The 16,043-nt window shown below is 43.0% G+C and carries 5 protein-coding genes; 4 read left to right on the forward strand and 1 reads right to left on the reverse strand.

Annotated elements, in window-relative coordinates; genetic code table 11:
* Positions 1 to 63: 63 nt before the first annotated feature.
* The 4 genes from SLS51_RS13730 to SLS51_RS13745 all read left to right on the forward strand — a co-directional run bounded on the left by SLS51_RS13730 (position 64) and on the right by SLS51_RS13745 (position 14,704).
* The gene (locus tag SLS51_RS13730; RefSeq protein ID WP_323839307.1) at positions 64 to 3,567 is read left to right on the forward strand and encodes a non-ribosomal peptide synthetase; all 3,504 of its coding nucleotides are present in this window, start codon (positions 64 to 66) and stop codon (positions 3,565 to 3,567) included.
* The gene (locus tag SLS51_RS13735) at positions 3,564 to 8,285 is read left to right on the forward strand and encodes a non-ribosomal peptide synthetase (RefSeq protein ID WP_323839308.1); all 4,722 of its coding nucleotides are present in this window, start codon (positions 3,564 to 3,566) and stop codon (positions 8,283 to 8,285) included. The genes SLS51_RS13730 and SLS51_RS13735 overlap by 4 nt, the downstream gene beginning before the upstream one ends.
* Positions 8,282 to 14,302, forward strand: a complete 6,021-nt coding sequence (locus SLS51_RS13740) for a non-ribosomal peptide synthetase (RefSeq protein ID WP_323839309.1) — start codon at positions 8,282 to 8,284, stop codon at positions 14,300 to 14,302. Before SLS51_RS13735 ends, SLS51_RS13740 begins: the two co-directional genes overlap by 4 nt.
* A 141-nt stretch (positions 14,303 to 14,443) precedes the next feature.
* Positions 14,444 to 14,704, forward strand: a complete 261-nt coding sequence (locus SLS51_RS13745) for an antitoxin (protein ID WP_323839310.1) — start codon at positions 14,444 to 14,446, stop codon at positions 14,702 to 14,704.
* A gap of 41 nt (positions 14,705 to 14,745) precedes the next feature.
* Here SLS51_RS13745 and hemL read toward each other — a convergent pair whose 3' ends face one another.
* Positions 14,746 to 16,029 carry a glutamate-1-semialdehyde 2,1-aminomutase gene (hemL, locus tag SLS51_RS13750; RefSeq protein ID WP_323839311.1) on the reverse strand — a complete coding sequence of 428 codons (1,284 nt, stop codon included), beginning with the start codon at positions 16,027 to 16,029 and terminating at the stop codon, positions 14,746 to 14,748.
* Positions 16,030 to 16,043: the final 14 nt, after the last annotated feature.

Raw genomic sequence — 16,043 nt, forward strand, 5'->3', positions numbered from 1 at the left:
ATTACGGACATGATAAATAATCACGCGTGTAAATAATTTGATATTATATTTTCAAGGAGATATATGAAGAATGCAGCGCAAATTGTGAATGAGGCTTTAAATCAAGGAATTACTCTGTTTGTTGCTGATAACCGATTACAATACGAAACTGGCCGTGATAGTATTCCTGCTGAATTATTCAGTGAATGGCAAAATTATAAACAAGCGTTGATCGACTTCTTGAGCCAGATTGATGCAAAAGAAGAAATTCAAACATATCAATTACAGAATATCCAACGTGATGGCAATGCAGAACATTATCCACTCTCATTTGCTCAACAACGCCTGTGGTTTATCGACCAACTTACCGAAGGTAGTCCTCAATATAATTGTCCCGGATATTTGAGATTACGGGAACAACTGAATTTCAACGCTTTTAAGGCTGCGGTAAAAACATTGCTTGAGCGTCATGAGGCGTTACGTACCCATATTAAAGTTATTGATAATGAGCCACGGCAAGTCATAACACATTGCTATGATTTACCCATTACACGACATGATTTGACCGCATTCTCTGAAACTGAGCAAGAATCTCAAATCAAAAGATTCAGTAAAGAAGAAGATAACTTGGTTTTTAACCTCAGTACTGATTTGATGTTGCGTATTCGCCTGATAAAGCTGGCCGAAAATGATTATGTGATTATTTATACTATTCACCATATTGCCTGTGATAGTTGGTCAATAGAGATCTTTGTCAATGAACTTATCACCTTATATCGCGCGTATAGTAAAGGAGAAATAGCCCCATTACCGCCACTTAAAATCCAATATACCGATTATGCTCAATGGCAACGAAATTGGCTGCAAGGCGATATTCTGAAAAAACAACTGGATTATTGGCAAACCCAGTTATCAGGTATTTCTCCACTTCACCGTTTTCCACTGGATAACCCACGACCAGAGAAACAGAGTTTTGAGGGGCGGCTTAATGAACAACGTATTTCAAAGGATTTGACACAAGAAATAAGCGTATTATGTCACCAACATGAAGTCACATTATTCATGTTTCTGGAGACAGCCTTTGCCGTATTGTTGAGTCGTTACAGTAATGAAAAAGATATTCTGGTCGGAACACCACTTGCAGGGAGAAGGCACCATGATATTGAGCCTCTGATTGGCTTTTTTGTTAACTCTCTGGTGATCAGAACGGATTTATCCGGCCAGCCCACGTTCAGTGAGTTATTAAAGCAGAACAGTCGTACTATCCTGGATGCTTATGCACATCAAGATCTGCCATTTCAAATGTTGGTAGAAAAAATGGGTCCGGGACGAAACTTAAATTATAACCCGATATTCCAAATCGCTTTTACTCTGGAGAATACTCAGTGTGATACGGTACTGGCGCAGGATAATAATATTGAGTTTGAAGAACGTCTGCTTTTGAAAGTCCGATTTGATTTGGAAATTCATATTTATGAAGAAGAGGAGGGAGGATTATCCCTGTTATGGGTTTATGACAGCAGCTTGTTCAACAATATGACTATTGAAAGATTAATCGCCAATTATGAAACCTTGCTTGTTAATATTGTTAATGTCATGAAGCCATGCATTGGCTCCGATCTGATACACAGGCAACCCTCTGTCCATGATATTCCACTATTAGCAGAAGCTGAAATACACACTTTATTACATGAATGGAATGGCCCACAGGATCACCGCCAGCATGGCGGCTGTTTTCATGAACTGTTTGAGGAGCAAGCTGCCCGACATCCTGAAAAAACAGCCGTTATTTTTGACGGCAATTCATTAAGTTATCAGGAGCTAAATAAACAAGCTAACCAACTTGCTCACTACTTGACAGAACAAAAGATTAAACCAGAAACATTGGTCGCGCTCTGTATTCCTCGTTCAATACGCGCTGTAGTCGCGCTACTGGGGATTATTAAAGCCGGCGGAGCTTATTTGCCGTTAGATCCCAGCTATCCGAAATCCCGTCTTCAATATATGTTAGAACACAGCGAAGCTGAATTCATTCTGACTGAAACAAATCTGATAGAAAAACTCCCAATCAGCCAGCAGAAAATCGTCTGCTTGGATGCTGAGGCAATACAATCACAATTGCAGCACATGCCTGCGGACAATATCGCTGAACGTCCATTCCTGCTAACGGAAAATAATCTGGCTTACGTTATTTATACCTCTGGTTCTACGGGTAAACCGAAAGGGGTTATGTTGGAACATAAGGGGTGGGTAAATCTGGCCCTTTCGCAGGCGGGTTTATTTGGTGTTGATTCATATAGCCGGGGATTGCAGTTCGCTTCCTGGAGCTTTGATGCCATGATCTTAGAAATATCGATGACACTGGCGTATGGAGCAGCACTTTATTTAATTTCAGAAACCCAACAGCATACCCCTGAATATTTGGATGAATTAGTTGACAAATATCAGATTACCCACGCTGTATTACCCCCTGCTTTGCTGCCTTACCTGAACTTTAACAAATGGCGTTCCGTTTCAACTTTGCTTTTAGCGGGGGAAGCGGTACCACCACAGATCGCTGTTCGTTGGTCACAGGGCAGAAAATTGTTCAACGTCTATGGCCCGACAGAGTGTACTGCTATTGTGACTTCGGGCTTATTAACTGATAACAAAATTACGATTGGGAAACCATTGCCTAATACCGTTATCCGTATTCTTGATCCATCAGGCAATTTAGTCCCTATTGGTGCCGCGGGGGAGTTATGTATTGGCGGCATCCAACTGGCGCGTGGGTACTTGAATGCGCCTGAAACAAACGCAACGAAATTTATGACTGATTTAACGAAATCCCAATCCCAACGTTTATACCGAACGGGAGATTTAGCCCGTTGGTTGTCTGATGGTAGTGTGGAATTTATTGACCGGATTGACTCTCAAGTCAAGATTAGAGGATTCAGGATTGAGTTGGGAGAAATCGAAACTGTACTGGTCGGATATGATGCTCTAAGCAGTGCTGCGGTTATGACTTATGGGAACGATAAAAGATTGATTGCCTATGTTTGTCCAACCAAAGATTGGCTGGATAGAAAAGGGCTGAAATTTAATACCGACAATGTTTCTCAATCCTCCGATATTAAAGCTGAACTTTCTGAGCTACTTGAATCCGCACTGAAAAAACAATTACCAGAATACATGGTGCCAAGCCTTTATATTCCGCTAGAGCGAATGCCACTCACGTTAAATAACAAAGTGGACAAAAAAGCGTTGCCTATTCCAAATGAAAATGATTTCCGCCAACAAGGTTATGTCGCGCCAAGAAATGAAGTAGAGAGAAAAATCAGTCAGTTATGGCAAAAAGTGTTGGGCGTTAGTCAAGTCGGCATTTATGACAACTTTTTTGTGCTGGGTGGTCACTCTCTTCAAGCAACCCGCCTTATCAGCTTAATACGCAATGATCTAAACATTGAAATACCGTTGAGCAGTGTCTTTGAGCATCCAACACTTGAGCGATTAGCACGAATCGCCACGATTCATCAGGTTAAGGAAAAAAGAAAGCATTTCCAAGCTGGGCAAGAGACAACACAGGAACTATTGGAAGGTGATATATGAAAAATGCGGCACAAATTATCAATGAAGCTTTAAATCAAGGGATTACTCTGTTTGTTATTGATAACAAACTGAAATATAAAACCAGCCGAGATAGCATTCCTCCAGAACTGCTTAATGAATGGAAACAACATAAACAAGAACTGATTGATTTCCTGAAGCAAATCGATTCAGAAGAGGATACGGACACTCATCGACTGCAAGGTATTCCGCGTTATGACTGTGCGGAACATTATCCACTTTCATTTGCTCAACAGCGTTTGTGGTTAATCGATCAACTCACCGAAGGCAGTCCACAATATAACTGCACAGGTGATTTCAGGTTGAGAGAGTCGCTCAATCTCAACGCTTTTGAGGCGGCTATAGCAACATTGCTTGAACGTCATGAATCGCTGCGTACTTATTTCAAAATTATTGATAATGAGCCACGGCAGGTTATCGCGACTGCTTATGATTTGCCGATTACCATACACGATCTGTCCACACTTTCAGAATTTGAGCAGCAACAACAGCTTAAACAACTTGGTGAGCAAGAGTGGAAACAAGCTGTTAATCTCAGCGCTGACCTAATGCTGCGTATTCGGTTGCTAAAATTAACAGATGATGATTATTTCATTCTCTATACGATTCATCATATCGCCTGTGATGGCTGGTCGCTGGCAATCTTTATCAGTGAGCTGCTGACATTATATCGTGCTTATTGCCAAGGCGAGGGTAATCCTCTGCCGCCATTACCCGTTCAATATACTGATTATGCCCAATGGCAACGGGACTGGCTGCAAGGGGATATTCTGCAAAAACAGCAGGATTACTGGCAAAACCAATTATCAGCTATTTCTCCACTTCACCGTTTTCCATTGGATAATCCACGACCAGAAAAACAAAATTTTGAAGGGAATGTTCATCCACAACGTATTTCAAAAGCGTTGACCCAAGAAATACGAGCACTGTGCGCCAAACATGAAGTGACGTTATTTATGTTTCTGGAAACGGCTTTTGCGGTGTTGTTGAGTCGTTACAGTAGTGAAAAGGATATTCTGGTTGGCATGCCACTTGCCGGACGAAGACACCGTGACACTGAGTCTTTGATTGGATTTTTCGTCAATTCACTGGTGATCAGAACGGATTTATCCGGTCAGCCGACATTCAGTGAGTTATTAAAACAAAATAGTCGTACGATCCTGGATGCTTATGCACATCAAGACCTGCCTTTTGAGATGCTGGTGGAGAAAATCAGCCCAGAACGGAATTTAAATTATAATCCTATTTTCCAGATCATGTTTGCAGTACAGAATAATCAACGGGATACAACGCTGGAGCAGGATAGCATTGTTACATCCAAAGAACGTTCCCTGCTGACCACCCGATTTGATTTGGAAGTTCATATCTATGAAGAAGACGAAGGTGAGTTATCCATTGGATGGATCTCTGACACCAGCCTGTTCAGAAATGCGACCATTAACAGATTAATCGCCAATTACGAAATTTTGCTGACCAATATTGTTGATGTGATGAAGCATCATGCCGGTATTAGCGAGCCGTCCGTTCATGACATTCCATTATTGGCGGATGCTGAACGGAATACCTTACTGCATGAATGGAGCGGGCGACAAATTCCTTACCAGACTGGGAAATGTTTCCATGAACTCTTCGAAGATCAGGTATCACAACACCCTGAAAAAAATGCACTGATTTTGGGCGATGACACCCTGAGCTATCAGTCATTGAATGAGCAAGCTAACCAATTGGCTCGCTATCTGCTTGAGCAGGGGATCATACCGGACACGTTGGTTGCATTTTGCATACCAAGGTCATTGCAAGCGGTTGTGGCATTATTGGGTATTCTTAAAGCGGGTGGCGCTTATGTACCGTTAGACCCCAGTTATCCGAAAGCCCGCCTTCAATATATGTTGGATCATAGTGAAGTCGAATTCATCCTGACCGAAACTCACCTTATTGAAAAACTGCCAATCAGCCAGCAGAAAGTTATTTGTCTGGATACAGAGACAGTACAGTCTCAGCTACAACATAGGCCTACAGATAATATTACTGAGCGCCCACTTCCGCTTACGGAAAATCATCTGGCTTATGTGATTTATACTTCCGGCTCTACCGGCAAACCGAAAGGGGTGATGCTGGAACATAGAGGGTGGGTTAATCTGGCATTCTCGCAAGCAGATTTATTTGGTATTGACTCACATTGCCGGGGGTTGCAGTTTGCCTCCTGGAGTTTTGACGCCATGATCTTAGAGATGTCGATGACATTGGCTTATGGCGCAACACTCTATTTGATTTCCGAAACCCAACGGCGTTCCCCTGAATTGTTGGATGAGGTCGTTGAAAAACATCAGATAACCCATGTTGTACTACCACCGGCACTGCTTCCTCATCTGAATTTTAATAGATGGCGTTCTGTCTCAACTTTGCTTTTGGCGGGTGAAGCAGTACCACCACAGATTGCTGTTCGTTGGTCACAGAATAGAAAACTGTTTAACGTCTATGGCCCGACAGAATGTACATCCATTGTCACCACAGCGTTACTCACTGACGAGAAGATTACGATTGGAAAACCGTTGCCCAACGTTGTGATGCGTATTCTTAATCCAGAAGGGAATTTGGTTCCGATGGGCGTTATCGGGGAACTGTATATTGGCGGCGTTCAGTTAGCACGCGGTTACCGAAACTCACCGGAAACCACAGCAAGGCAGTTTATCCGTGATCCATTCAGCTCACATTCAACGGATGGCTGGGAAAACAGGCTTTATCGAACGGGCGACTTAGTGCGCTGGACACCGGATGGTCAGTTGGAATTTATCGGCCGTGTTGACTCTCAGGTTAAGATCCGTAGTCACCGCATAGAATTGGGTGAAATCGAGACAGTTTTGTCTGGGCATGATGCTTTAAGTAGTGCTGTTGTGATCGCTTATGGTCAAGATGAAGATAAAAAACTCATTGCGTATGTCTGCCCACGTACAGGGTGGTTAGGTGAAAAAGCGGTTGAATTTAACGCAAGCAGCGTTGAGAGCTGGACAGAAATTTTTGATGAGCAGTACCGTCAACCCACAACGAAACCCACAACGAATCGTACTCAAAAAGAGAGCACTCAGAAAGGTGATGTAGTCGCATTAGACAGTGATTTCGGTGGTTGGATGAACAGCTATACTGAACAGCCGATTGCCCTTGAGCAAATGGAGGAATGGTTAGCAGGAATCATGCACAGGATTAAATCCCTGCATCCTCATCGCTTACTGGAAATTGGCTGTGGTACCGGATTATTGTTGTATCGCTATGCTGAATGGTGCGAATCAGTGGTGGCTACCGATATTTCGGCTGAGGTTTTAAATCGGCATCAACATATTTTGCAACAACGTGGCTGGTCACATGTGCAGCTCAGAAGAGGAGATGCGCTCGACTTAGGAACATTGAGTGCTGATGAATTTGATACTGTCGTGATTAACTCTGTTATTCAATATTTCCCCAATGTTCAATATCTGGACAAAGTACTTGAGCAGTTAATACCGGCGGTTGAAGCGGGTGGGAAAATTTTGCTGGGAGATATCCGCAACTTAGATCTATTAACCGCCCATGCTACAGCGATAGAGCAAAGTCATCTTAACGGACAGCGTATTCAGGTAGGGACGCTGGCGAACCGTATTCAGCGGCGTTTACAACAAGAACCCGAGTTTTTACTCAGTCCAACTTATTTTGCCCAGTTACCGGAACGTTACCCTGAAATTGGCCGGGTTGATATTCTGGTTAAACGTGGCATCGGCGACAATGAAATGTTGCGTTATCGTTACGATGTCATATTGCACAAAAGAGATGAAAATACCCAATCTTGTAATGAATTGTTTTCAAATTGGCATAATTTCGATTCTTTTGAAAGTTTGCGTAATTTGTTACAGATGGGCACCGAGGATATATTGGGTGTTTCAGGTATCCCCAACGCCAGAATTAAAGATGATCTCACTTTGTCAGAAGGGCTGCGTCATTGGTCAGCCAATCAGATGATAACGCCACCAGAAAATATCGGCAGTTTCTCCCCTCAGGCATTACAACAGGTTCAGGAATTCGAATCCTTACTGCAATACGCTGAACAATGTGGCTATCAATGTGGCATGACGTGGTCACAACAGCAGCCTGATTTGCTGGATGTGATTTTTAGTCGTGGAGAGTTACCGCCGGTACAAGCACGTACTGACTACAATCAAACCCATTTAGCTAATTATCCGCAAATTTCGACCATCAGTGGGGAACTGTCAGAATTACTCGAATCCGCACTGAAACAGCAACTGCCAGAATATATGGTGCCAAGTCTCTATATTCCACTGGAACGAATGCCACTCACATTAAATAACAAAGTGGATAAAAAAGCGTTACCGATCCCAAATGAAGATGATTTACGCCGACAAAACTATGTGGCACCAAGAAATGAAATAGAAATTAAGATTGGTCAGTTATGGAAGCGGTTATTGAATGTCAGCCAAGTAGGCATCTATGACAATTTCTTCACCTTAGGTGGACATTCACTTCAGGCAACTCGCCTTATTAGTTCAATACGTAACGAATTAGAAATAGAAGTTCCGTTGAGAAGTGTTTTTGAACATCCGACACTTGAGCAGCTATCACAGATTGTCACTATTCATCTTATCAAAGAAAAAAGAAAACATTTCCAGGCTGGGAAAGAAACAGCGCAAGAACTATTGAAAGGTGATATATGAGAAATGCCGCGCGAATTATCAATGAGTCTTTAGAGCAGGGAATTACTCTGTTCGTTACTGATAATCGTTTACAATACGAGACTCGCCGCAGCAGTATTCCACCCGAGTTGCTCAGTGAATGGAAACTGCATAAACAGGAGTTGATTGATTTTCTCAACCAGCTCGATTCAGAAGAACAAACTCAAACGCATCACTTTTTACAAGATATTCAGCGTGATGGCAAAGCAGAACATTATCCGCTTTCATTTGCCCAACAACGACTATGGTTTATTGATCAACTGGATGGAGGTAGTCGCCAATATAACTGTATGGGGGATTTCAGGCTGCGGGAATCCATTAACATAGAGGCGTTTGAGGCAGCCGTTAAGGCATTACTTGAACGCCATGAAGTTTTGCGTACCCATTTTAAAATCATCAATAATGAACCGCGGCAATTTATTGCCTCGGATTATGATTTACCGATTACACATCATGATTTATCGGCGTTGTCTGAAACTGAGAAAAACGATCAGGTAAAACAAATTAGTAAGGAAGAAGAAAATCTAATTTTCAACCTGAATACCGATTTGATGCTGCGCGTCCGGTTAATAAAATTGGCAGAAGATGATTATCTTATTATTTATACGATACATCATATCGCCTTCGATGGTTGGTCGATGGCAATATTTCTCCATGAATTTTTTACGTTATACAAAGCGTATTGTCAGGATAAAGCAAATCCGCTACCGCCGCTGAGAATTCAATATGCCGATTATGCCCAGTGGCAACAGAGTTGGTTGCAAGGTGATGTGCTGAAAAAACAACTGACATACTGGCAGAATCAGTTAGCTGGAATTTCACCCGTCCACCGTGTGCCGCTGGATAATCCACGGCCAGAGAAACAAAATATTGAAGGACGGCTTCATCTACAGCGTATTTCAGCACATCTTACCCAAGCAATGAGAGCATTATGCACCAAACATAACGTTACACTATTTATGTTCCTGGAAACGGCTTTTACCGTATTACTGAGCCGCTATAGCAATGAAAAAGATATTCTGGTTGGAACAGCTATTGCCGGCAGACAACATCCTGATATTGAACCTCTGATCGGTTTTTTTGTTAATTCACTGGTTATTAGAACAGATTTATCCGGTCAGCCGACGTTCAGTGAATTATTAAAACAGAACAGCCGTACCATCCTAGATGCTTATGAACATCAAGCTTTGCCGTTTGAGATGTTGGTGGAAAAGCTCAGCCCGGAACGAAGCTTAAATTATAATCCGGTATTTCAGATCATGTTTGCAGTACAGAATAACCAACGTGACGCAATACTGGGACAGGATGATATTATTGAACTCGGGGATAATTTACTCAGAACAACTCGGTTTGATTTGGAAATCCATGTTTTTGAAGAAGCGCAGACAGGCGAATTATCTATAGTATGGATTTCAAATACCAGTCTGTTCGATAGTAATACCATTGAAAGATTTATCGCCAATTACGCAACCTTGCTTTCTGGCATTGTTGAGGTAATGACAGATGAGTCAGTCAATAAAGAGCCCTCCATTCATGAACTCCCATTATTGTCAGAAGCTGAAAAGCATATTTTACTGCATGAATTAAATGGGCCGCAGAACCATGATTCACAAGGGCGTTGCTTCCATGAGCTGTTTGAAGAACAGGTGGCACTGAATCCTGAAAAAACCGCGCTGGTTTTTGGTGAGGAAACCTTAAGTTATCAGGCGGTTAATGTTCAGGCCAATCAATTGGCGCATTACCTGATTGAGCAAGGTATCCAGCCAGATACCTTGGTTGCAATTTGCCTGCCCCGGTCGTTGCAAACAGTGATTGCACTGCTGGGCATCCTCAAAGCGGGTGGTGCTTATGTGCCTTTGGATGCCAGTTATCCGCAAGCGCGCCTGCAATACATGCTGGAGCACAGCGGGGCTGAAGTTATCCTGACCGAAACACCGCTGGTTGATAAATTGCCTATCAGTCAGCAACGCGTTATCTGCCTGGATGCTGAAACGGTACATTTATATGTACAAAACCTGCCTACCGGCAATATCGTGCATCGTCCGGTGCCCCTGACAGAAAATCATCTGGCCTATGTCATTTATACCTCTGGCTCTACCGGCCGACCAAAAGGCGCGATGTTGGAGCACAAGGGGTGGGTGAATCTGGCGCAAGCACAAGCCGCGTTATTTGGTGCGGATGCTGATATTCGTGGGTTGCAGTTTGCTTCCTGGAGCTTCGACGCCGCAGTGTTGGAAATGGCAATGACCTTGGCCTATGGCGCCACATTGTATTTGATTGCAGAAACACATCGCCGCTCGCCTGAATGGTTGGATGAGATGGTTGAAAAATACCATATTACCCATGCTGTACTCCCGCCGGCGCTGTTGCCTCATTTGGATTTCAACAAATGGCGCACAGTTTCAACCTTGTTGTTGGCAGGGGAAGCCGTGGCACCGCATATCGCCGCGCAGTGGTCGCAGGGCAGAAAGCTGTTTAACGTTTATGGCCCAACAGAGTGTACTTCGATTGTGACTTCCGCCTTATTAACAGCAAATAAGCGAGTGATGATTGGAAAACCGTTGCCGAATACCGTGATGCGAATCCTGAATGCCGACGGTAATCTGCTGCCTCTTGGCGCTGTCGGGGAACTGCATATCGGCGGCATTCAACTGGCGCGTGGTTACCGAAATGCACCGGATATCACGGAAAAACAGTTTATCCGAGATCCTTTCAGTCCCAACCCGGCAGACCGACTTTACTGTACCGGTGATTTAGTACGCTGGACGCCGGAAGGTGAGTTGGAATTCATTGGCCGCCGGGATTCGCAGATCAAAATTCGCAGCCATCGCATTGAATTGGGGGAAATTGAGTCGGTACTGGCGAGGCAGGAGATTTTAAGTAATGCTGCCGTGATCGTTGATGGTTATGACAGTGAGGACAGGAAACTCATTGCTTATGTTTGCCCGAGTACCAATTGGTTGGCGGAGAAAGCAGCCGATTTTAATGCCGATTACATTGAAAGCTGGACAGAGATCTTTGATGGTCAGTATCGGCGGGAGATAACAGAAAATATTGCTACCGATGAGAGCGATAACAATAGTGATTTTGATGGTTGGATGAACAGCTATACCGAACAGCCAGTTGTGTTAGATCAAATGGAAGAGTGGCGGATGGGAACTATGCAGCGGATTGAATTCCTGCACCCCAGAAGCTTATTGGAAATTGGCTGTGGATCGGGCTTATTGTTATATCGTTACGCTGGACGATGCGAATCAGTATTAGCCACGGATATTTCAGCGGAGGTATTGGCGCGTCACCAGAAGATTTTGCAACAGCGTGGCTGGTCGCACGTGGAGCTAAGAAGGGGGGATGCACTGAATTTGGGCACCATCACGCCTGATCAGTTCGATACCGTTGTGATTAATTCCGTTGTTCAATACTTCCCCAATATTCAGTATCTGGAAAAAGTCATTACCCAGTTATTACCCGCGGTTAAATCCGGGGGAAAAATTCTGCTAGGAGACATCCGTAACTTAGATTTGTTAACTGCACATGTAACAGCCATCGAGAAAAATCGCCTGAATGGGCAACGTATTTCGGTGGGTACGTTGGCAAACCGTATTCAACAGCGTCTACAGAAAGAAAAAGAGTTTTTATTGAGCCCAACCTATTTTGCACAATTGCCGACGCGTTACCCTGAAATTGGCAGAGTGGATATTTTGGTTAAACGTGGTGTTGGCGACAATGAAATGCTGCGCTATCGTTATGAAGTGATATTACATAAGTGCGATAAAAATGCAGAATTATGTTGCAATTTACCCCTAATCTGGTGTGATTTTAATTCTATTGAAGATCTCTGTAATGTGTTGGAGGCAGGGAAATTCGATACATTTGGTGTCTCTGGTATTCCTAATGCCCGTATCAAAGATGATTTTGATTTAGCGGAAGGGCTACGCCATTGGCCATCTGATCAGATTGTTTTTCTACCAAAAGATGCCAGCGGTTTTTCTCCAGAAGTCGCAGAGCAAGTTTTGGCACTCGAATCCTTACTTCAATATGCGGAACAGTGCGGCTACCAGTGTGAACTTACATGGTCACAGCAGCAGCCTGATTTACTGGATGTGATTTTCAGCCGTGGAGAATTACCTCAAGTGCAGGCGCGCTCAGATTACAGCCAAACGCATTTAGCTAATTATCCGCAACTTCCTGCTATTAGTGGAGAACTTGCAGAGCTACTGGAATCCGCCTTGAAAAAGCAACTGCCTGACTATATGGTGCCTAGTCTCTATATCCCATTGGAACGCATTCCACTGAATTTGAACAATAAAGTGGATAAAAAAGCGTTACCTATTCCGAATGAAAATGACTTACGTCGTCAGGCTTATATCGCACCGAGAGATGAAATCGAGGAAAAACTCTGTCAGTTATGGCAAGAACATCTAAAAATCAATCAAATTGGTATTTATGATAATTTCTTCTCACTCGGTGGTCACTCACTCTTGGCAGTTAAAATAACCGCTTCCATAAGAAATACTTTAGCCAATAATTTCAGTATGCATGAGCTGTTTGCAAATCCAACTATTGCTCAGATTGCCAGTGTAATTCGTCACAGTCATAAGTACGAAATATCCGCACCGAAGACAACACACAATATATCTAATCGCAATACATTTGATGGAAAAATGCCTATTTCTTATTGCCAGAAAATGTATTGGTATTTTGTTCAAGAAGCGTTGTTAGAGGACAGTTTCCACGTACCCATTACTTTGCTAATGGAAGGAGAACTGAATCACAGTACATTGGAAAAAAGCTTAAATACCATCTTGGCGCGACATGAAAGTTTACGTTTTAAGTTTTATAAAGAAAGTGGGCAAATTTTCATGCAGCCTGATAACAGTATGAAAATTAATCTTCAAGTTATTGAAGCGTTACCAAGAGGAATCGAGAGAGACCAAATTATTATTGAAATTAACAAGCTCTGGCAAGAGAAATTAAGAACACCTTTTGATGTTTATAATGGTCCGCTAATCAAGACATTCCTATTGCCTGTTTCGGAAACCATCACGGTATTATTGATTGATGTACACCATATTATTTCCGATGGATGGTCTGTCAATATTATTATGAATGAGTTCAAACAGTTATATACCGCTTATTCACAAGGGCAAGAAAACACATTACCACCCGTTGCCATGCAATATTCTGGTTATGTTGATGACTTGCAAGAAATTCATGCGACTGAGGTGGCTAAAAAACAAATTAAATTCTGGCAACAACAATTTTCTGATGTTAATCCAGAACGCGATTTTCCAGTTTCTTTTAGAAAACATCTGGCGTCACAATATCGGTCTCATGCCCGTCATATCAACATACCTGATTCGCTGGATAAAGCTGTTTTACAATATTGTGAAACTCATAGAATCACACCTTATATGTTATTTATGGCTTTGTTCCACACTTGTCTTTTTATGTACTCTGGTGAATCACAACATATTGTTACCTCACCAAAAGCTGATCGAACTCGCATCGAAAGCCATCAAACAATAGGATTATTTTTGGGTGACTTGATAGTAAAATCCAATATTAATCAGGATATGAGCCTACAAGGAATCATTAAGCAGGTTAGTCAATCTATTCATCGCGCCATAGAGAATTCTAATATCCACATGTCTGTCGTGATTGACGTGGTGGGAGAAAAGGCGAGGGAGGGTATATTTAACGTTCTGTTTAACTATTTGGATGCACAAAGTTTCTATGATTTTATCGACATGTCTAAAGATGAAAAATTATCATTGCCAAATCTTGAGGTGGAAGTGATAGATACCGAAATAATTCCTTTTGAATCACTTGGGATGAATTTCTTATACTTGCCACAAAATATCAAGTGTGAACTCAATTACAATCCAGAACTGTATACAGAAGCAGTCATTGATAGGATGGCTACATATTATGAACGACTGCTAAATGTCATCGTATCCGGCCAAGAAAAAGAGAGTATCAGTCAGTTTTATGATTAAATTTTTCTGAGATATGAAGAGATTGGCCTCAGGGGTGAGGCCAATCGTGACATCTGTTTCATGATTATTAAATCTCTTTTGATTTATGTATCAAGAGCTATGATAGGCTTTGGGATATTCCAATCAATATCAGGAGGTTGTATGAGCCATAAAGCTAAATTGTTTATGGATGGGAAGCGTCAAGCGGTACGCCTGCCAGCAGCTTATCGGTTTGACTCTGATAAAGTTTTTATTCGAAAAGATCCTGAGACAGGAGATGTAATACTGTCCTGTAAGCCACATGATTGGGCTGGATTTTTTGCGGCATTGAAGGGAACAACTATTCCCGACGATTTTCTGAATAAAGAAGAGTGGTGTCAGCAAGAACAATCTTGTGATCCATTCGAAGGATGGAAAGAATAAGCGCCGTAAAAATACGGCGCTATTATTTGAACACAAAGAAATTATTTCAGCTTGGCAAAGCAGCGAGCGGCTGCATTAACCGTACGCTGAATATCTTCATCAGTGTGAGCAATAGACATAAAACCCGCTTCAAATGCAGAAGGCGCTAAATAAACTCCTTCATCAAGCATCAGGTGGAAGAAATGTTTAAAACGTTCAATATCGCAATTCATCACATCCTGATAGCTAGTGACGGTTTCTGCATCGGTAAAGAAAATGCCAAACATACCGCCGACATGGTTAACTACCAGAGGAATACCGGCTGCTTTTGCTGCTTTCGTCAGGCCAGCCGCCAGATTATCTGTTAGCTCAGTCAAACGCTGATGTACACCGGGTTGAGACACTTCTTTCAGACAAGCAAGGCCAGCAGCCATTGCAATCGGGTTGCCGGATAGGGTTCCCGCCTGATAAACAGGGCCAATTGGCGCTAATTTCTCCATCACTTCATAACGTCCACCAAAAGCGCCAACGGGCATACCGCCACCAATGATTTTGCCAAGGCAAGTTATATCGGGTTCGACACCGTAATAAGATTGTGCGCCGGAGAGGGCAACGCGGAAACCGGTCATCACTTCATCGATAATCAACAGAGCGCAGAACTCATCACACAACGCTCGTAGACCGGGCAGGAATTCTGGTTGTGGCGGTACGCAGTTCATATTACCCGCAACCGGTTCGACAATAATACAGGCGATCTCTTGCGGATATTTTTCAAACGCTTCCCGAACTGAACTCAAATCGTTATAGGTACAGGTCAGCGTATGTTTGACGAAATCAACCGGAACCCCCGGAGAGTTGGGTTGGCCGATGGTCAACGCGCCAGAACCGGCTTTCACCAGCAAGCAATCAGCATGGCCGTGATAGCAACCTTCGAATTTGATGATCTTATCGCGATGGGTATAACCACGGGCCAGACGGATAGCACTCATGGTCGCCTCTGTACCTGAGTTAACCATGCGTACCATATCCATCGATGGCACCAGTTCAGTCACCAATTGCGCCATCTCCACTTCAGCGGCGGTGGGCGCGCCAAAACTCAATCCTTGCTCCGCGGCTTTGATAACAGCATTACGGATAGCGCTGTGGTTATGTCCCAACACCATGGGTCCCCAGGAACCGACATAATCGATATAGGCTTTACCATCAACATCATAGAGATAAGCGCCATCAGCATGTTTGATAAACAGCGGAGTACCGCCAACACCATTAAATGCACGTACCGGAGAGTTGACGCCGCCGGGAATAAGTTGTTTTGCCTGAGAATAGAGGATGTCGGATTGGCTCATGAAAGGCTCCTGAA

This window comes from Photorhabdus africana (genome assembly GCF_035181445.1).
Classification (GTDB): domain Bacteria; phylum Pseudomonadota; class Gammaproteobacteria; order Enterobacterales; family Enterobacteriaceae; genus Photorhabdus; species Photorhabdus laumondii.